This window comes from Kitasatospora sp. CB02891 (genome assembly GCF_002803145.1).
Lineage (GTDB): Bacteria > Actinomycetota > Actinomycetes > Streptomycetales > Streptomycetaceae > Kitasatospora > Kitasatospora griseola.
In genome coordinates this window covers 842,601-862,188 of record NZ_NNBO01000001.1, presented here as the reverse complement: position 1 = coordinate 862,188, position 19,588 = coordinate 842,601, and the positions used below count along the sequence as shown (strand labels likewise).

15 protein-coding genes are annotated in these 19,588 nt (G+C 71.5%); 8 read left to right on the top strand and 7 right to left on the bottom strand.

Annotation, left to right across the window (positions count from 1 at the left end; genetic code table 11):
* Nucleotides 1-204 precede the first annotated feature (204 nt).
* Nucleotides 205-1,116, bottom strand: a complete 912-nt coding sequence (locus tag CG736_RS04105) for a PAC2 family protein (RefSeq protein ID WP_043911482.1) — start codon at nt 1,114-1,116, stop codon at nt 205-207.
* Between the two features lie 136 nt (nt 1,117-1,252).
* A complete protein-coding gene (locus tag CG736_RS04100; RefSeq protein WP_100584723.1) occupies nt 1,253-1,999 on the bottom strand; it encodes a hypothetical protein in 747 nt (248 codons plus the stop codon).
* Between the two features lie 245 nt (nt 2,000-2,244).
* Here CG736_RS04100 and adhP point away from each other — a divergent pair, with 245 nt between their 5' ends.
* Nucleotides 2,245-3,258, top strand: coding sequence for an alcohol dehydrogenase AdhP (adhP, locus tag CG736_RS04095; protein WP_100584722.1), 1,014 nt, complete (start codon nt 2,245-2,247; stop codon nt 3,256-3,258).
* Between the two features lie 60 nt (nt 3,259-3,318).
* On the opposite strand, the gene CG736_RS04090 is transcribed toward adhP, so the two are convergent.
* The gene (locus tag CG736_RS04090) at nt 3,319-4,845 is read right to left on the bottom strand and encodes an FMN-binding glutamate synthase family protein (RefSeq protein ID WP_100584721.1); all 1,527 of its coding nucleotides are present in this window, start codon (nt 4,843-4,845) and stop codon (nt 3,319-3,321) included.
* A 147-nt stretch (nt 4,846-4,992) separates the two neighbouring features.
* A complete protein-coding gene (locus CG736_RS04085; RefSeq protein ID WP_100584720.1) occupies nt 4,993-5,970 on the bottom strand; it encodes a glycosyl hydrolase family 18 protein in 978 nt (325 codons plus the stop codon).
* A gap of 282 nt (nt 5,971-6,252) precedes the next feature.
* Between CG736_RS04085 and metH the strand changes: the two genes are divergently transcribed.
* From metH to CG736_RS04070, 3 genes are all read left to right on the top strand, one after another.
* Nucleotides 6,253-9,756 (top strand): methionine synthase, encoded by a 3,504-nt coding sequence (metH, locus tag CG736_RS04080; protein ID WP_100584719.1) that lies wholly within the window; start codon nt 6,253-6,255, stop codon nt 9,754-9,756.
* 179 nt (nt 9,757-9,935) lie between these two features.
* Nucleotides 9,936-10,640: an HAD family phosphatase gene (locus CG736_RS04075; protein WP_043911494.1), complete on the top strand. Its 705-nt coding sequence runs from the start codon at nt 9,936-9,938 to the stop codon at nt 10,638-10,640.
* Between the two features lie 350 nt (nt 10,641-10,990).
* Complete coding sequence (locus CG736_RS04070) at nt 10,991-12,589, top strand: ABC transporter substrate-binding protein (RefSeq protein ID WP_100584718.1); 1,599 nt, start codon at nt 10,991-10,993, stop codon at nt 12,587-12,589.
* A 69-nt stretch (nt 12,590-12,658) separates the two neighbouring features.
* Here CG736_RS04070 and CG736_RS04065 read toward each other — a convergent pair whose 3' ends face one another.
* Together CG736_RS04065 and CG736_RS04060 are read right to left on the bottom strand one after the other, a co-directional pair.
* Nucleotides 12,659-13,330, bottom strand: a complete 672-nt coding sequence (locus CG736_RS04065; protein ID WP_043911498.1) for a response regulator transcription factor — start codon at nt 13,328-13,330, stop codon at nt 12,659-12,661.
* Complete coding sequence (locus CG736_RS04060; RefSeq protein ID WP_100584717.1) at nt 13,331-14,197, bottom strand: RecB family exonuclease; 867 nt, start codon at nt 14,195-14,197, stop codon at nt 13,331-13,333. It lies immediately after the preceding gene.
* A gap of 142 nt (nt 14,198-14,339) precedes the next feature.
* Here CG736_RS04060 and CG736_RS04055 point away from each other — a divergent pair, with 142 nt between their 5' ends.
* The 3 genes from CG736_RS04055 (at nt 14,340) to CG736_RS04045 (ending at nt 17,270) form a co-directional block, all read left to right on the top strand.
* The gene (locus tag CG736_RS04055) at nt 14,340-15,539 is read left to right on the top strand and encodes a site-2 protease family protein (RefSeq protein WP_100584716.1); all 1,200 of its coding nucleotides are present in this window, start codon (nt 14,340-14,342) and stop codon (nt 15,537-15,539) included.
* Between the two features lie 49 nt (nt 15,540-15,588).
* Nucleotides 15,589-16,551, top strand: coding sequence for a tRNA (adenine-N1)-methyltransferase (locus CG736_RS04050; protein WP_100584715.1), 963 nt, complete (start codon nt 15,589-15,591; stop codon nt 16,549-16,551).
* A gap of 197 nt (nt 16,552-16,748) precedes the next feature.
* Nucleotides 16,749-17,270, top strand: a complete 522-nt coding sequence (locus CG736_RS04045) for a hypothetical protein (protein ID WP_157815398.1) — start codon at nt 16,749-16,751, stop codon at nt 17,268-17,270.
* 7 nt (nt 17,271-17,277) lie between these two features.
* On the opposite strand, the gene CG736_RS04040 is transcribed toward CG736_RS04045, so the two are convergent.
* Nucleotides 17,278-17,565 (bottom strand): ferredoxin, encoded by a 288-nt coding sequence (locus CG736_RS04040; protein ID WP_043911509.1) that lies wholly within the window; start codon nt 17,563-17,565, stop codon nt 17,278-17,280.
* A 227-nt stretch (nt 17,566-17,792) separates the two neighbouring features.
* On the opposite strand from CG736_RS04040, the gene arc reads away from it, so the two are divergent.
* Nucleotides 17,793-19,559: a proteasome ATPase gene (arc, locus tag CG736_RS04035; RefSeq protein ID WP_043911512.1), complete on the top strand. Its 1,767-nt coding sequence runs from the start codon at nt 17,793-17,795 to the stop codon at nt 19,557-19,559.
* Nucleotides 19,560-19,588: the final 29 nt, after the last annotated feature.

Genomic DNA, 19,588 nt, shown 5'->3' with positions numbered 1-19,588 from the left:
GGCGCGTGGGGGGGGCACCTCCCGGCCCGCAAGAGCTGGGGGACGGGGGGGCACCTCCCGGCCCGCAAGGGCGGGGGGAGAACTGCGTGACAAGCGCAGACCACGTCCGCAAGGTCGCGATCAAGTGCAGGTCATTGTCCTGCGTCGCGATCTTGCGGACGTGGCGCCTTCCGCTTCGCGCAGTTCCCGCGCGCCCGGTTGCTCCTACTCTTCGTCCTCGTCCTTGGGGCGCTCCGTGGCGTGCCCCGTGATGGGCTTTTCGCCCTTCGGGCCCTGGTTCTCGCGGCGCCGCAGGTACCTCTCGAATTCGCGGGCGATCGCGTCCCCGGAGGCCTCCGGCAGCTCCGCGGTGTCCTGGGCCTCCTCCAACTGCTGGACGTACTCGGCGACTTCGGTGTCCTCCGCGGCGAGCTGGTCGACGCCGAGCTGCCAGGCGCGGGCGTCGTCGGCGAGCTCGCCCGGGGGGATGCGGAGGTCGAGGAGGTCTTCCAGCTTGTTGATCAGGGCCAGGGTGGCCTTGGGGTTGGGCGGCTGGGAGACGTAGTGCGGGACGGCGGCCCAGAAGGTGACGGCGGGGACCCCGGCGTGGGCGCAGGCCTCCTGGAGGACGCCGACGATGCCGGTGGGGCCCTCGTAGCGGCTCTCCTCCAGGTCGAGGCTGCGGGCCACCGAGGCGTCGGAGGTGACGCCGGAGACCGGGACCGGCCGGGTGTGCGGGGTGTCGCCCAGCAGTGCGCCCAGGACGACGACCAGTTCGACGCCCAACTCGTGGGCGAAGCCGAGCAGTTCGTTGCAGTAGGAGCGCCAGCGCATGCTGGGCTCGATGCCGCGCACGAGGACCAGGTCGCGCGGCTTGGGCTCGGTGACCCGGACCACCGAGAGCCGGGTGGTGGGCCAGGTGATCCGGCGGACGCCGCCGTCGAGCCAGATGGTGGGCCGGTTGACCTGGAAGTCGTAGTAGTCCTCGGCGTCGAGCGCGGCGAACACCTTGCCGCCCCAGGTCTCGTCGAGGTGTCCGAGCGCGGCGGAGGCCGCGTCGCCGGCGTCGTTCCAGCCTTCGAAGGCGCAGATCATCACCGGGTCGATCAACTCGGGCAGGTCTTCCAGCTCGATCACCCGGCATCTCCCTCCGTCCGTGGCGGGGGCACGGCCGCCCCCAGGTCCCTTACCTGCCCAGCCTACGGGCTTTGAATGCCACCCGTGGCCGGGCAAGAGGCCCAAGCGTATCGCCGTGAGCGGACGGGCCCGGCCCTCAGTCGACGGGCTCGGCGCAGGCGACGGTCGGGTTCATGGCGAGGGTGCCGGGCGGGGCGGGGATGGTGAAGGTGACGGTGGCCTCGTCGGGGCAGGTCGCCTCGGTGCTTCCCTTGAGCTGCACGGTCTGCTTCACGTACTCCTTGTCGACCTTGTACTCGGGCTTGTGGTCGCCCTTTCCGTCGCAGCGGGTCTCGGCGACGGTGTCGGAGCCACTGGCGCTCTTGGTGGCGTAGACGCAGTCGCCGACGACGATGCCGGGGCCGCCGCCCCCGCCGGGCTCGCCGGGGTGCGGGTCGTGCAGGTTGCGCAGGCAGGCCCAGGCGGCCCGGTTGCGGGTGACGTTGGTCAGGTCGTTCTGGGTGAGGTCGAGGGCGACGTCGGTGCCGTCGGGGCAGTCCGCGCCGTGCGGGAGGGCGGCGGCGACGCCGGTCAGGGTGCCGCTGCGCTTGGTGACCTTGGCCTCGGCGTTCGGGCTGTCGCAGGGCACCGTCTCGTAGTGGGCGGTGGTCCCGCTGCCGCCCGGGTTGAGGGAGCGGGCGCAGCTGCCTTCGGCGAAGTAGGAGTCGTCGAGCCGGGAGGGCGTGGGGGAGGCGACGGGGGAAACGGCGGCAGTGGCGGTGGGGGAGGGGCTGGGCGGCGGTGCGGCCTTGGCGTGCTTGGCGGGTTCGCAGCCGACCAGGAACAGGCCGGCGGTGAGCAGGGCCAGTCCGGTCCCGGCGGTGCGCAGCAGTGCGCGGGTCATGTCGGTCCTCCGTACCCGGGGTGTGTCCGATGTGTCCGGTGGGCACAGAAAATGCCCAACCCGCCTGGGAATGACGGGCTTTGGTCAACGCTACCCTGACGCGCCGTCAGCCCCGGGCGGGGAGCGGACGGCGATCTTCGTCGGGGTCGGCGCGCCCGTTCGCGGTTCCCCGGCGGAGCCAGCAGGCTGAGCGCAGAGAGACATCCCTTTTGTCGGATTCACCCGCTCTGCGAGGAGAGAAGGCCATGAAGGCAGCTGTGGTCCGGGACTTCACCGAGCCGCTGGAGATCGAGGAACGCGAGGTGCCGGCCCCCGCGCCGCACCAGGTGCTGGTGCGGATCGAGTGCTCCGGCCTGTGCCACACCGACATCCACGCCGCGCACGGCGACTGGCCGGTCAAGCCGTCCCCGCCGTTCGTGCCCGGCCACGAGGGCGTCGGCGTCGTGGAGGCCGCCGGTTCGAACGTCCGGCACGTCAAGGTCGGCGAGCGGGTCGCCGTCCCGTGGCTGGCCGACGCCTGCGGCCGCTGCGACTACTGCGTCACCGGCTGGGAGACGCTCTGCCTGTCCCAGCACAACTCCGGCTACTCGGTGGACGGCGCCTACGCCGAGTACGCCGTCGCGCACGGCGACTACGTGGTGCCCGTCCCGGACGGCGTGGACCCGATGGACGCCGCCCCGCTGTCCTGCGCGGGCGTCACCACCTACAAGGCGGTCAAGCTGTCCGGCGCCCGCCCCGGCACCCGGGTGCTGATCTCCGGCATCGGCGGCCTGGGCCACCTGGCGCTGCAGTACGCCCGGATCTTCGGCGCCGAGACGGTCGCGGTGGACATCACCGACGACAAGCTGAAGCTCGCCAAGGAGCTCGGCGCCGACCACGTGATCGACGCCCGGATCCAGGACGTGGCGCACGAGGTCCACAAGCTCGGCGGCGCCGACGCCGCGGTCTCGCTGGCCGTCAGCAACGCCTCGTTCCGCGCCGCCTACGACTCGCTGCGCCGCGGCGGCACCCTCGTCCTGGTCGCGCTGCCCGCCGAGGGCGAGCTGACGCTGCCGGTGTTCGAGACGGTGCTGAACGGCACCAGGGTGATCGGCTCGATCGTCGGCACCCGGCAGGACCTGGCGGAGGTGTTCCGGCTGCACCAGCTGGGCCGGACCACGGTGATCCGGGAGACCCGCAAGCTGGAGGACGTGAACGCCTGCTTCGCGGACGTGCTCGCGGGCAGGGTGTCCGCCCGGCTGGTGTTCGACCTGCGCTGATCCGACCTGCGCCGGGCGGCACGGGGGCGGAGCCGGTCGGCTCCGCCCCCCGACGTTGCGTCAGACGGCCGGGCGGGCCGTCATCAGCGCGGTGATCCCCGCGGCGAGGTCCGGGCCGAGCTCGCCCCAGCCCTCCTTGTAGCCGTACACGCCGGCCAGGGTGCGGGCCTCGTAGTCGCCGTTCAGCACCTCGATGTCGGCGGCGGTGATCAGCGACGGGTGGGCGACGCCGAGCGCGGAGGAGACCTTCGTCAGCTCCCTGCGCAGGGTGCGCAGGTAGACCGCGGCCCGGGTGGACTTGGAGGCCGGGTCCACGCCGCGGGCCAGCCACGGGTTCTGGGTGGCGATGCCGGTCGGGCACTTGTCGGTGTGGCACTTCTGGGCCTGGATGCAGCCGATCGACAGCATCGCCTCGCGCGCCACGTTGATCATGTCGGCGCCGAGCGCGAACGCCACCGCCGCGTTCTCCGGCAGACCGAGCTTGCCGGAGCCGATGAACGTCAGCTCGTCGGTCAGGCCCAGCTCCGCGAAGGTGCCGTAGACCCGGGAGAAGCCCATCCGGAACGGCAGCGACACCGAGTCGGCGAAGATCCGCGGCGCCGCGCCGGTGCCGCCCTCGCCGCCGTCCACCGTCACGAAGTCGACGCCCCGGTCGCCGCGCGCCATCAGCGCGGCCAGCTCCTGCCAGAAGTCCAGCTCGCCGACGGCGCTCTTGATGCCGACCGGCAGGCCGGTCTCGGCGGCCAGCAGCTCGACGAAGTCCAGCATCGAGTCCACGTCGCCGAACGCGGAGTGCCGCGACGGCGAGGCGCAGTCCTTGCCGACGGGTATGCCGCGGATCCGGGCGATCTCGGGCGTCACCTTCGCACCCGGCAGCATGCCGCCCAGGCCCGGCTTGGCGCCCTGCGAGAGCTTGATCTCGATCGCCCGGACCGGCGCGCCCGCGACCACGTCCTTGAGCTTGTCGAGGCTGAAGCTGCCGTCCTCGTTGCGGCAGCCGAAGTACGAGGTGCCGAGCTGCAGCACCAGGTCGGCGCCCTTGCGGTGGTACGGCGACAGGCCGCCCTCGCCGGTGTTGTGCATCGCGCCGGCCTGCGCCGCGCCCTGGTTGAGCGCGGTGATCGCCGCCCCCGAGAGCGAGCCGAAGCTCATCGCGGAGATGTTCACCACGCTGCCCGGCCGGAACGCCTTGGCGCGCCCGCGCGGGCCGCCCAGCACCTTGGCCGAGGGCAGCGCGGCCTGCGGGTCGTGCCCGTCCGGCAGCGGCCCGGCGAAGGTGCGCTGCTTCAGGTAGGCGCGGCCCTGCGCCTGGGCGACGTCCACCTCGGTGCCGAAGCCGAAGTAGTTGTTCTCCTCCTTGGCGGAGGCGTAGATCCAGCTCCGCTGGTCGCGGCTGAACGGCCGCTCCTCCTCGTTGGAGGTCACGATGTACTGCCGCAGCTCCGGCCCGATCGTCTCCAGCAGGTACCGGGCGTGCCCGAGCACCGGGAAGTTCCTCAGCAGGGCGTGCTTCTTCTGGACCAGGTCGCGGGCGGCGATGACCGCCACCGCGGCGGCAGCGGCCGCGCCGATCTTCCGGGCTTGCATGAACGTTCCTCCTGAGTGCCGACTCCGTCCCCACACGGCGAAGCCGAACCGATGCTAGGAGGTCCCCCCGCACCGCCCGGCGGCCAGGGGGCCCCGACGCCGGATCACCCGAGGTCAGGGCCCCTGCGGACGGCACGCACCGGCCGCCTACACGCACCAGCCGTCGCGGTACGCCGCCCAGTGGTCCGGGGTCGCCGCGAAGTCCACGTACAGCGCCAGGCCGAAGTTCTCCCGGCCGTCGGGGCCGAGCGCGAGCCGGGCCCCGCGGACCGCGGCGCGGACCGTCTCCGCGTCGCCGCGGTGCGTCGGGGTGTCGTCCCAGTACGCGGGCAGGCCCATCAGCAGCGCCACGTTCGGCGGAGTGTTGGCCAGCGCCAGCGTGGTCTGGCGGGCGACGTAGCCGCCGTACAGCGACTCCACCGGCATCGAGGTGTCGTACGACATCACCGCGACCTGGTCGACCCGCCGCGCGGCCTGCGCGAAGTACCCGGCGCTCCACCACTTGCCGTGGTCGGTCAGCGCGAAGCTGACCCGGCCGACCATCGGGACGGGCTCGATCTGCGGGGCCGCGATGGACAGCGGGGCGGACCGGGCGGCGGTCAGCGCGTGCACCTGGTCGAGCAGCGCGAGGAAGCCCGACGAGCCGTCGTGCACCGGCTCCAGGTCGAAGTGGACGCCGTCGAAGCCCAGGTCGAGGACCTGTTGCGCGGAGGCGGCGATCCGGTCCCGGACGTCCTGGCGGTCCAGGTGCAGGCCGTCCTTCTCCGGCGCGACCACGTCGCCCAGCCAGGACTGGATCCGCACCCCCGGCATCGCCGCCCGGGCCCGGCCGAGGAAGTCCGCCACGCCCGGGGCCCGCTTCGGATCGAGCGATCCGTCGTGCTCCAGCGGGCCGGTGTGTACGTACAGGTCGTGGATGCCGGTGCCGCGCACCCGCGTCGCCAGCACCGACAGGTCGGCGTCGGTGCGCCGCCCGTCCACCCAGGCGTGGCCCAGCCAGATCGCGTCCCGGCCGCGGGTGCGGGCGTCGACCGCCGGGTCGCCCGCGTAGCACCAGCGCAGCGCGAGCGCCGCGCCCAGCACCGGCAGCACCAGCAGCGCCGCCACCACGGCGCAGGCGGTCAACGCACGGCGGCGCCGGGTCCAGCGGGTGCGTGCGGTCCAGCGGCGACGCGCCCGGGCCGGCGCTGTCCGCCATGCGGACGCGGCACGGGTGCGGACGCGGTGATGCCACCTGCTGGGACGTGGTGAAGCGGGCATGATCGGGCTCCCTTCCGGTGGACAGGGACGCCCACGATGCGAAATGGGTTCCATAGCACCGCCGCCGGGCGGATACCCTGGCCGGGTGCGCCCCAGGTCAAGGTGGGGCCGCATAGCCGACAGCCGTCGCAACCAGGGAGCAGCCTCATGGCCACCGTTGTATCCACGTCCGCCCAGCAGGACCGCGCCGCCGCCTTGCGCGAGGCGCTCGCCACCCGGGTGGTGGTGGCGGACGGAGCGATGGGCACGATGCTCCAGGCCCAGGAGCCCACGCTGGAGGACTTCCAGCAGCTGGAGGGCTGCAACGAGGTCCTCAACGCGACCCGCCCGGACATCGTCCGCTCGGTGCACGACGCGTACTTCGCGGTCGGCGTGGACTGCGTCGAGACCAACACCTTCGGCGCCAACTACTCGGCGCTCGGCGAGTACGACATCTCCGACCGGATCGGCGAACTGTCCGAGGCCGGCGCCCGGATCGCCCGCGAGGCCGCCGACGAGTACACCGCCAAGGACGGCCGCGTCCGCTGGGTGCTCGGCTCGATCGGTCCCGGCACCAAGCTGCCGACGCTCGGTCACATCGCCTTCGAGACGGTCCGCGAGGGCTTCCGGCAGAACGCGGCCGGCCTGATCGCCGGCGGCGCCGACGCGCTGCTGATCGAGACCAGCCAGGACCTGCTGCAGACCAAGGCCTCCGTGCTCGGCTGCAAGGACGCCCTCGCCGAGGCCGGCCTGGACCTGCCGGTGCTGGCGCAGGTCACCGTGGAGACCACCGGCACCATGCTGCTGGGCTCGGAGATCGGCGCGGCGCTGACGGCGCTGGAGCCGCTCGGCGTCGACTTCATCGGCATGAACTGCGCCACCGGCCCCGCCGAGATGAGCGAGCACCTGCGCTACCTGGCGAAGAACGCCAAGGTCGGGCTGTCCTGCATGCCGAACGCCGGCCTGCCGGTGCTCACCAAGGACGGCGCGCACTACCCGCTCAGCCCGCAGGAGCTCGCCGACGCCCACGAGGCGTTCGTCCGGGACTACGGCCTGGCGCTGGTCGGCGGCTGCTGCGGCACCACCCCCGAGCACCTGCGCCAGGTGGTCGAGCGGGTGCAGGGCCGGCCGATCACGCCGCGCGAGCCGAAGCCCGAGCCGGCCGCCGCCTCGCTGTACCAGGCGGTGCCGTTCCGGCAGGACACCTCGTACCTGGCGATCGGCGAGCGCACCAACGCCAACGGCTCGAAGAAGTTCCGCGAGGCGATGCTCGCCGCGGACTGGCAGACCTGCGTGGAGATCGCCCGCGAGCAGATCCGCGAGGGCGCGCACCTGCTCGACCTGTGCGTCGACTACGTGGGCCGCGACGGCGTCGCCGACATGAAGGAGATCGCCGGCCGCCTGGCCACCGCCTCCACCCTGCCGATCGTGCTGGACTCCACCGAGCCGCCGGTGCTGCGGGCCGGCCTGGAGATGCTCGGCGGCCGCGCGGTGCTGAACTCCGTCAACTACGAGGACGGCGACGGCCCCGACACCCGGTTCGGCAAGATCGCCGCACTGGCCCGCGAGCACGGCGCCGGCCTGATCGCCCTCACCATCGACGAGGACGGCCAGGCCCGCACGGCCGACAAGAAGGTCGCCATCGCCGAGCGGCTGATCGAGCAGCTGGGCCGCGAGTACGGCATCCACGAGAGCTCGATCCTGGTCGACTGCCTGGCCTTCACCCTGGCCACCGGCCAGGAGGAGTCCCGCCGCGACGGCATCGAGACCATCGAGGCGATCCGCGAACTCAAGCGCCGCCACCCGGACGTGCAGACCACCCTCGGCCTGTCCAACATCTCCTTCGGCCTCAACCCGGCCGCCCGGCAGGTCGTCAACTCGGTCTTCCTGCACGAGTGCGTGGAGGCCGGCCTGGACTCCGCGATCGTGCACGCCGCGAAGATCCTGCCGATGAACCGCATCCCCGAGGACCGCCGGCAGACCGCCCTCGACCTGGTCTACGACCGCCGCAGCGAGGGCTACGACCCGCTGCAGAAGCTGCTCCAGCTGTTCGAGGGCGTCTCCGCCGCCTCCAGCGCCGCCTCCAAGGCCGAGGAGCTGGCCGCCCTCCCGCTGGAGGAGCGCCTGCAGCGCCGCATCATCGACGGCGAACGGGGCGGCCTGGAGGCCGACCTGGACGCCGCGCTGACCGAGCGTCCGGCGCTGGAGATCATCAACGACACGCTGCTGTCCGGCATGAAGGTGGTCGGCGAGCTGTTCGGCTCCGGCGAGATGCAGCTGCCGTTCGTGCTGCAGTCCGCCGAGGTGATGAAGGCCGCGGTGGCCCACCTGGAGCCGCACATGGAGAAGTCCGACAGCGAGGGCAAGGGCACCATCGTGCTCGCCACCGTCAAGGGCGACGTCCACGACATCGGCAAGAACCTGGTCGACATCATCCTGTCGAACAACGGCTACAACGTGGTCAACCTGGGCATCAAGCAGCCCGTCTCGGCGATCGTCGAGGCCGCCCAGGAGCACAAGGCCGACGTGATCGGCATGTCCGGCCTGCTGGTCAAGTCCACGGTGATCATGAAGGAGAACCTGGAGGAGCTCAACCAGCGCGGCCTCGCCGCCGACTTCCCGGTGATCCTCGGCGGCGCCGCCCTCACCCGCGCCTACGTCGAGCAGGACCTGCACGAGGTCTACGACGGCGAGGTCCGCTACGCCCGCGACGCCTTCGAGGGCCTGCGGCTGATGGACGCCCTGATCGGCGTCAAGCGCGGCGTGCCCGGCGTGGTGCTGCCCGAGCTGCGGCAGCGCCGGCACGCCCGGGTCGAGGTCGAGGAGCCGGAGGAGGTCAACCTCGGGCAGATCCGCTCCGACGTGGCCGTCGACAACCGCGTCCCGACCCCGCCGTTCTGGGGCGACCGGATCATCAAGGGCATCCCGTTCCAGGACTACGCCTCCTGGCTCGACGAGGACGCCCTGTTCAAGGGCCAGTGGGGCCTCAAGGGCGGCCGCTCCGGCGGGCCGTCGTACGAGGAGCTGGTGGAGACCGAGGGCCGCCCGCGGCTGCGCGGCTGGCTGGACCGCCTGCAGACCGAGGGCTGGCTGGAGCCCGCCGTCATCTACGGCTACTACCCGGCCAACTCCAAGGGCGACGACCTGATCGTCCACGGCGAGGACGGCACCGAGCTGACCCGGTTCACCTTCCCGCGCCAGCGTCGCGGCCGCCGCCTGTGCCTGGCGGACTTCTTCCGCCCGGAGGAGAGCGGCGAGCGCGACGTGGTCGCCCTGCAGGTGGTCACCATGGGCAACCGGATCTCCGAGGCCGCCAACGAGCTGTTCGCCGGCGACTCCTACCGCGACTACCTCGAACTGCACGGCCTGTCCGTGCAGTTGGCCGAGGCGCTGGCCGAGTTCTGGCACGCCCGGGTCCGCTACGAGCTCGGCTTCGGCGACGAGGACCCGCAGGACGTCCGGGACATGTTCGCGCTCAAGTACCGCGGCGCGCGCTTCTCGCTCGGCTACGGCGCCTGCCCGAACCTGGAGGACCGGGCCAAGATCGCCGAGCTGCTCAGGCCCGAGCGGGTCGGAGTGATCCTCTCCGAGGAGTACCAGCTGCACCCCGAGCAGTCCACGGACGCCATCGTGCTGCACCACCCGGAGGCCAAGTACTTCAACGCGCGGTAGCCGCCGCAGCAGAACTTCAACCGGAGATCATCCGTTCGCCGCGCCGGCGCCCGACGCAATCCGCCCCGGCAGGCGTATTCTTGATGATCCTGAACGGGCCGGTCCGCTCACCAGCGGGCCGGCCTGTGCCATCCCCGGACGCAGTGCGCTCCGGACGACCACCCGGAAGGACGGCGCGCATGACGACGGTCTCGACCCCGATCCGTGTCGGCGGAGACGGCGAGGACAGCGGCCTGCAGGCCGTCCTGCTCGACATGGACGGCACCCTGGTCGACACCGAGGACTTCTGGTGGCAGGCCGAGGTCGACCTGTTCGCCGAACTCGGCCACCGGCTCACCCCCGAGGACCGCACCCACGTGGTCGGCGGCCCGATGACCCGCGTCATCGACTACCTGCTCACCCGCACCGGCGCCGCGATCCGCCCCGCCGACCTCGGCGCCCAGATCAACCAGCGCTTCGTGGACCTGCTGGACGGCGGCGTCCCGCTGATGCCGGGCGCCGAGCGCCTGCTCAACACCCTTGCCGCGCACGGCATCCCGGCCGCGCTGGTGTCCGCCTCGCACCGGCGCATCATCGACATCGTGCTGCGCAGCCTGGGCGCCCAGAACTTCGCCTTCACGGTGGCCGGCGACGAGGTGCCGCGCACCAAGCCCTTCCCCGACCCGTACCTGACCGCCGCCGCCCGCCTGGGCGCCGACCCGGCCCGCTGCGTGGTCGTCGAGGACACCCCGACCGGCGTCGCCGCCGCCGAGGCGGCCGGCTGCCCCGTCATTGCGGTACCCTCCATCGCCGCCATCGAGCCGGGCCCCGGTCGGCTGGTGCTGCCCTCGCTCGAACAGGTCGACCTCGACCTGCTGCGCACACTGGCCGCCACCCGGGTGTGACGTTCGTCTCAGCTGCGCGGTTTTCCGGTTCCCCTCCGCGTCCGTGGGTACGCGGACCGTATCCGGCAGCGGGTATGAAATCGGGCATTGGCTGACAACTCGTCGACGGTCCGGAGCCGGTCTTCCACCTGTCGGTCACCCATTGTTCGAACGGACGGTGACCGCCCCGGTGCGATGTGGCACGCTACAACCGATCAGACGCCCTCCCGCGCCGCCGCCCACCGTCGTCGAATCCGACAGGGGGCGCCCGCGTGGTCGTACCGGCCTGCGCCCTGCCGCCCCACCCCGGCGGCCGGACTCGGGTTCCCCCAGGGCGAGCCGGCCGCACGCAGTAAGGAAGACCACCCCGCATGACTACGCCCAACCGCCTGGCCGTGCTCAGCTGCGCCGCGCTCGTCGTGACCACGGCGGCCGGCTGCGCGTCCGTGGAGAAGGTCGCCAACGGCGGCGACAACGGTGCCGCGATCACCCTGGGCACCACCAACGGCACCACCGTGCTGGACCCGGCCGGCGCGTACGACATCGGCGCCTGGCTGGTGCTCAACAACTCCTTCCAGTCGCTGCTGGCCTTCCCGCCCGGCGCGACCGTGCCGCAGCCCGACGCCGCCGAGTCCTGCCAGTTCACCGGCAGCGACGCGATGACCTACAAGTGCACGCTGAAGGCCGGGCTGAAGTTCACCAACGGGCACCCGGTGACCGCCGAGGACGTCAAGTTCTCCATCGAGCGGGTCAAGAAGATCAACGACCCGACCGGTCCGAGCCCGCTGCTGTCGACCATCAAGTCGGTGGACGCGAACGGCGACCTCGAGGTCGTCTTCCACCTGGAGACCCCCGACGCGGTGCTCCCGGCCAAGTTGTCCTCGCCGGCCGGCGCCATCGTCGACCACCAGGTCTTCCCGGCCGACAAGCTGCTCGCCAACGACAAGCTGGTCGGCTCCGGCCCGTACCGGGTGGACGCGATAGAGAACCAGGGCAAGAGCCCGAGCAAGGTCACCCTGTCGCCGAACCCGACCTACCGCGGCAGCGCCACCAAGCCCGAGAACAGCAAGTTCGCCGTCCGCTTCTACGAGAAGGCGGAGGACCTGAAGGCCGCCCTCGACAAGGGCGAGGTCGACGTCGCGGACAACGGCCTCGACCCGGCCGTCGCCGCCCAGATCAAGAACGACGACCAGTCCGGCAAGGGCAACCTGCGGGTCGCCGAGGGCGACAGCGCCGCGACCTTCTACCTGGTGTTCAACACCAAGGACGAGGTCGGCGGCAAGCAGGCGATCCGGCAGGCCGCCGCCCAGCTGATCGACCGCAAGGCGCTCGCCCACGACGTGTACGCGGGCACCGTGCTGCCGCTGTACTCGGTCGTCCCGGCCGGCGTGGTCGGCCACAACACCGCCTTCTTCGACAAGTACGGCGAGCCGGACGTCGCCAAGGCCAAGAAGATCCTGACCGACGCGCACATCAGCACCCCGGTCAAGCTCACCATGACCTGGTCCCGCTCCCGGGCCGGCGCCGCCGAGCTGGAGGCCGTCAAGAAGCAGCTGGACGCCAGCGGCCTGTTCCAGGTGACGGTCCAGCAGGAGAACGACTGGAACACCTTCCTGGCCAACTGGTCGAACGACAGCTACCAGTCGTACCTGATCGGCTGGACCCCCGACTACGTCGACGCGGACGACTACATCAGCCCGCTGGTGGTCAACGGCGGCGCGTTCCACAACAACTGGGACAACCCGCAGATCAGCAACAAGCTGGTGCCGGAATCGATCAAGATGACCGACCGCACCGGCGCCGGCGCGTACGCCCAGATCCAGAACATCCTGGCCGACGCGGTGCCGATGGTCCCGCTGTACCAGAACAAGTCGTTCTACGTGTACAAGAACGGCGTCACCGGCGTCGACACCACCGTGGACAACACCAGCCGGTTCCGGTTCTGGCTGATCGGCCGCAACAAGAAGTAACGATTCTCCCGGCAGCACAACGGCCCGCCACCCCACCGGGGTGACGGGCCGTCCGCCGCTTCGGGTCCGCTACATCGCGCCGGGGCGCACCAGGCCGCTCTCGTACGCGTACACCGCCGCCTGCACCCGGTCGCGCAGCTGGAGCTTCGTCAGCACATGGCCGACGTGCGTCTTCACCGTCGTCTCGGAGACGAACAGCTCGGCCGCGATCTCCGCGTTCGACAGCCCGCGGGCCACCAGCCGCAGCACCTCCACCTCGCGCTCCGTCAGCACCGTCAGCGCCTGCGGCGGCGCCTCGTCGCCCGACGGCAGCTTGGTGGCGTACATGTCCAGCAGGCGGCGGGTCACCGACGGGGCGAGCATCGCCGCGCCGTCCGCCACCACCCGGATCGCCTGCACCAGCTCCTCCGCCGGGACGTCCTTCAGCAGGAAGCCGCTGGCGCCCGCGCGCAGCGCCTCCACCACGTACTCGTCCAGGTCGAAGGTGGTCAGCACCAGCACCTTCGCCGGGCCGCTGCGGTCCGGGCCGGCGATCCGGCGGGTCGCCTCCACGCCGTCCATCCGCGGCATCCGGATGTCCATCAGCACCACGTCCGGCTGCAGCGCGCGGACCTGGTCCAGCGCCTGCTGCCCGTCGCCCGCCTCGCCGACCACCACCAGGTCGGACTCCGCCTCCAGGATCATCCGGAAACCGGTACGGAGCAGCGGCTGGTCGTCCACCAGCAGCACACGGATCGTCACCTACGACTCCTTGCGGGGATTGGTCAGGGTGGCCAGCGGCAGCGGGTACGGCGGGGGAGTGCCGCCGAACTCCGGACAGCTGGCCTTGTGGTCGCACCAGTCGCACAGCCGGTTGCGGGTCGCCGGGAACTCACCGGTGGCCACCGCCGCCGAGATCGCCTCCCACAGCGCCTCCAGCTTCCGCTCCACCGCCAGCAGATCGGCCTCGTCCGGGTCGTACGTCACCACGTCGCCGCCGCCGCCGAGGTACACCAGCTGCAGCCGCTTGGGGACGACGCCCTTCCAGCGCCACACCACCAGGGCGTAGAACTTCATCTGGAACATCGCCTTGCCCTCGAAGTCCCGCGAGGGCGCCCGGCCGGTCTTGTAGTCCACCAGCCGCACCTCGCCGGACGGCGCGACGTCCACCCGGTCGATGTAGCCGCGCAGCAGCAGGCCGGAGGCCAGCGCGGTCTCCACGTACAGCTCGCGCTCCACCGGGTGCAGCCGGGTCGGGTCCTCCAGCCGGAACCACTTCTCCACCAGCTTCTCGGCGTCGCCCAGCCAGCCGGCCAGTTTCTCCGGCTCGTCCGGGAACAGTTCGGCCAGCTCCGGCCGTTCCCCGAGCAGCCGCTCCCACTGCGGGGCCAACAACCCCCGGGCCCGCTCGGGGGTGCGCTCCACCGGCGGATGGTCGAACAGCCGCTCCAGCACCGCGTGCACCAGCGTCCCCCGGGTGGCCGCCGCACTCGGCGGCTCCGGCAGCCGGTCGATCACCCGCAGCCGGTACATCAGCGGGCAGGTCATGAAGTCACCCGCCCGGGACGGCGACAGCCCGGTCGGCGCGGCCGCCGGACGGGCAGTGGGCGTGGGGTCGGTCTGCTGCATGCCCCGACCCTATTGCACCGGACGGACAGCTCGGTCGAAGAGGTGGGTATGGCTTAGGAGAGCGGGGTGCGCCGTCGCAGCGGGCGGGAGATCACGTAGCGTACGAGGACGCAGAGAGTCGGCGGAAGGTGAAGGGAGCACGGTGAACGACACCAAGGGGCGGGCACCGGGGACGCCGGACTCGCCGGAGGGCGGCGAACCGCCCCGCGGCGGCATCCTGATGGGCCGGCCGTTCGGCGTGCCCGTCTACGTCACCCCGTCCTGGTTCCTGGTCGCCGCGCTGATCACCTGGATCTTCGGCAGCCGGCTGGCCGACGTCCTGCCCGGCCTCGGCGCCACCCGCTACCTGCTCGCCTTCTCCTTCGCCGTCGCCTTCTACGGCTCGGTGCTGGTCCACGAACTCGCCCACACCGTGGTCGGCCTGCGCTACAAGCTCGGCGTGCGCCGCATCCAGCTCCAGTTCCTCGGCGGCGTCTCCGAGATCGAGAAGGAGGCCGACCGGCCCTGGCGCGAGTTCTGGCTCGCCCTGGTCGGCCCGCTGCTCTCGCTGGTGCTGGCCGGCGTGTTCTGGGCCGGCCTGAGCGCCGTCGAACCCGCCACCGTCCCCGGCGTGCTGCTGGCCGGCCTGATGATCTCCAACCTGGTGGTCGCCGCCTTCAACCTGCTGCCCGGCCTCCCGCTGGACGGCGGACGGATGCTGCGCGCCGTCGTCTGGGCCGCCACCGGCGACCCGATGAAGGGCACCGTGGCCGCCGTCTGGACGGGTCGCGCCCTGGCCGTCGCCGTGGTCCTCGGGCTGCCCGTGCTCGGCGCCGCGCAGAACGCCGAACGCTCCACCGGCGAAGCCATGCTCGACGGCGTGCTCGCCGCCATCCTCGGCTTCATCATCTGGCAGGGCGCCGGCAACTCGCTGCGCAACGCCCGCCTCAAGGAGGTCCTGCCCGGCCTCAAGGTCCGCGACCTGGCCCGCCGCAGCATCGACGTCACCTCCGACACCCCGCTCGGCGAGGCCCTCCGCCGCGCCCACGAGGCCCACGCCGGCGCCATCGTGGTGGTCGACGGCCGCGGCGAACCGACCGGTCTGGTCAAGGAGTCCGCGGTCACCGACATCCCCGAGCACCGCCGCCCCTGGGTCGCCGTCTCGGCCGTCGCCCGCGACCTCCAGCCCGGCCACATCGTCCCCGTCGACCTGGCCGGCGAGCAGATCCTGGAGACCCTGCGCCGCGCCCCCGCCTCCGAGTACCTGGTGGTCCGCGCCGACGGCAGCGTCTACGGCGTGCTCTCCCTCGCCGACCTCGAACGCCGCCTCACCGCCGCCCTTCTCGGGCGCCCGACCGTCTGAACCGATCATGTGGTCGGGGGAGCCCTCAGGCTCCCGTAGGATGGCCCCCATGTCCGAACCGACCGGTGCCGCCCGCCGACGCGGGCCCTTCCAGGTCGGGGACCAGGTCCAGCTGACCGACCCCAAGGGCCGCCACTACACGTTCACGCTCCAGGCCGGGAACCAGTTCCACACCCACAAGGGTGCGTTCCCGCACGACGAGCTGATCGGCGCTCCCGAGGGCACGGTCGTCCGCACGACGGGCAACGTCCCGTACCTCGCGCTGCGCCCCCTGCTCCCCGACTACGTCCTGTCCATGCCGCGCGGCGCAGCCGTGATCTACCCCAAGGACGCGGGGCAGATCCTGGCCATGGCCGACATCTTCGCCGGCGCGAGGGTGGTGGAGGCGGGCGTCGGCTCCGGCGCCCTGTCCACCTACCTGCTGCGCGCCGTCGGCGACACCGGCATGCTCGCCTCCTACGAGCGGCGTGAGGACTTCGCGGACATCGCCCGCGGCAACGTCGAGCGCTACTTCGGCGGCCCGCACCCCGCGTGGAAGCTCACCGTCGGCGACCTCCAGGACAACCTGGTCGAGACCGACGTCGACCGCGTCATCCTCGACATGCTCGCCCCCTGGGAGTGCCTGGACGTCGCCTCCGAGGCGCTCGTCCCCGGCGGCCTCATCTGCTGCTACGTGGCCACCACCACGCAGATGTCGCGCACCGTCGAGGCGCTGCGCGAGCACGGCACCTTCACCGAGCCGCAGGCCTGGGAGACCATGGTCCGCACCTGGCACCTCGAAGGCCTCGCCGTCCGCCCCGACCACCGCATGATCGGCCACACCGGCTTCCTGCTCACCGCCCGTCGCCTCGCCGACGGCGTCGAGCCCCCGCTGCGCCGCCGCCGGCCCGCGAAGGGCGCCTACGGCGAGGACTACGACGTGACGGAGCCCGAGCTCACGCTCGCGGAGCGGGCCGCGGTCCGCAAGGCGCAGCGCGAGGCCGCGGCGCACGACGCCCGCGAACTGGGCTGAGCCACCGAGGCACGAGCAACCGGCACCCGTCGGCAGGACCGCGATCAACGGCAAGTCATTGCCCGCGTCGCGGCCTTGCGGACGGGTGCCTTCCGTTTTCCGCACCGCCCCGCGCTCCCGGTTTCCCGTTGCCCACCTGCCGTCGGGCACTTGTCCCCCCGTGTGCGAAAATGCCCGCACGGAGAGGGGAGTTTGCGGTGCACGCACGGTCGGGGTTGAAGCACTGGGTGCTGGTCGCGGCGGGGTGTGCCGCCGTGGTGGGCGGGGCGCTGGGGGCGACGTCGGCGACCGGAGCGGTGGTGACGGGTCGTCAGGCCGAGGCGGCGGTGCCGGAGGTGGACCTGTCGAAGGTCCAACTGCCCATGGAGTGCGGGCCGTTCCCGGTCGCGGTGAGCCTGAAGGCGTCCGCGGTGGTGGACGGGAAGGCGCTGGCGGTTCTCGCCGGGCACTGCCAGGCCGACATGGGGACCCCGCCGGATCAGGTGTTCGTGGTGGAGGGCGCCGGCGGCAAGCCGGTCGAGCTGCTCTCGGACCGCGACGGCTACACGCTCACCGAGTTGACGATCCGCTCCGACGGGTCGATCCGCGGAGCGGCTCGCGGCTACTCGTCCGACGACGTACCGCGGTTCTCGCCGGACGTCGTGGTGGAGCTGGTGTGGAAGCAGTCCGCCCGCGGGTGGACGAGGGGCGAGACCCGGACCCCCGCCCACACCGCCTGACGGAACGTCAGTCCGCGTCCGGGCCGTACACCTCGACGCCGTCGGAGGCCCGGCGGACGTGGATGCAGTCGCCCGGGCAGTCCTTCACCGAGTCGACCACGTCCTTGAGCAGCGTCAGCGGGACGGGCACGGTCTCGCCGGGCTGCTGGCGCAACTCGTCGTCCTCGCCCTTCACATAGGCGAGTCCGTCGATGTCGAGTTCGAAGACCTCGGGCGCGTACTGCGCACAGATCCCGTCCCCGGTGCACAGATCCTGGTCGATCCAGACTTCGAGTGCCTCGCCAGTCCCCGCCATTGCCCCTGCCGTTTCTGCTCCGGTTGCCCCGCATTCGGGGACATTCCTGTCACGATACATCCGCGCTGCTTTGAACCGTTGAGGGGTGGGCATCTCCTCTGTCAGAGGGGAAGCGCGCAGGGCGAACATCGGACACGCCCGATCCATCTTTCTGATCTAGGGGTTTACATGACCCTGGTCCCAGGTAGGTTTGGGTCGTCCAGCTCCCCCAGGAGGAGGTGAGGACCGTGGCAGCCCACGATGACGACTACGACCGCAGCGCCGGCAGGCCCGCACGGGGGTCCGACGAGGCCGCGCAGGTCTCCTACCTCGAGCAGGAGATCGCTGTGCTTCGACGCCGGCTCGCCGATTCTCCGCGCAGCTCAAGGGTGCTTGAGGAGCGGATCGTCGAGCTGCAGACCAACCTGGCCGGTGTGACCGCCCAGAACGAGAGGCTCGTCGCCACCCTGCGCGAGGCCCGCGACCAGATCGTGGCCCTCAAGGAGGAGGTGGACCGGCTCGCCCAGCCGCCCGCCGGGTTCGGCGTCTTCCTCGAGAAGAACGAGGACGGCACGGCCGACATCTTCACCGGCGGCCGCAAGCTCCGGGTCAACGTCAGCCCCAGCGTCGAGCTGGACGAGCTGCGCCGCGGCCAGGAGCTGATGCTCAACGAGGCGCTGAACGTCGTCGAGGCGATGGAGTTCGAGCGGATCGGCGAGATCGTCACGCTCAAGGAGGTGCTGGAGGGCGGCGACCGCGCGCTGGTCGTCGGGCACACCGACGAGGAGCGGGTGGTGCGGCTCGCCGAGCCGCTCCGCGAGCTGACCCTGCGGGCGGGCGACGCGCTGCTGCTGGAGCCGCGCTCCGGGTACGTGTACGAGGTGGTCCCGAAGTCCGAGGTCGAGGAACTGGTCCTCGAGGAGGTCCCGGACATCGACTACCGGCAGATCGGCGGCCTGTCCAACCAGATCGAGCAGATCCGGGACGCGGTGGAGCTGCCCTACCTGCACGCCGACCTGTTCAAGGAGTTCGAGCTGCGTCCGCCCAAGGGCGTGCTGCTGTACGGCCCGCCCGGCTGCGGCAAGACGCTGATCGCCAAGGCGGTGGCCAACTCGCTGGCCAAGAAGGTCGCCGAGGTGACGGGCCGGCCGCAGGGCAAGAGCTACTTCCTGAACATCAAGGGCCCCGAGCTGCTCAACAAGTACGTGGGCGAGACCGAGCGGCAGATCCGCCTGGTCTTCCAGCGGGCCCGGGAGAAGGCCGGCGAGGGCACGCCGGTCATCGTGTTCTTCGACGAGATGGAGTCGCTGTTCCGCACCCGCGGCTCCGGCGTCAGCTCGGACGTGGAGAACACCATCGTCCCGCAGCTGCTGGCGGAGATCGACGGCGTGGAGGGCCTGGAGAACGTCATCGTGATCGGCGCCTCCAACCGCGAGGACATGATCGACCCGGCGATCCTGCGGCCCGGCCGCCTGGACGTCAAGATCAAGATCGAGCGGCCGGACGCCGAGGCGGCGAAGGACATCTTCTCCAAGTACCTCAAGGACTCGCTGCCGTTCCACCCCGACGACGTCAAGGAGCACGACGGCTCGGTGCCCGCCACCGTCGCCGCCATGATCCAGTCGGTGGTCGAGCGGATGTACTCGGAGACCGAGGAGAACCGCTTCCTGGAGGTCACCTACGCCAACGGTGACAAGGAAGTGCTGTTCTTCAAGGACTTCAACTCCGGCGCGATGATCCAGAACATCGTCGACCGGGCGAAGAAGATGGCGATCAAGGACTTCCTCGACCACGGCCAGCGCGGCCTGCGGGTCTCCCACCTGCTCGCCGCCTGCGTGGACGAGTTCAAGGAGAACGAGGACCTGCCCAACACCACCAACCCGGACGACTGGGCCCGCATCTCCGGCAAGAAGGGCGAGCGGATCGTGTTCATCCGCACCCTGGTCACCGGGAAGCAGGGCGCCGAGTCCGGTCGCTCCATCGACACTGTCGCCAACACGGGGCAGTACCTGTAGTACGCGATCCATCCGTCCGGCTGCGGTGC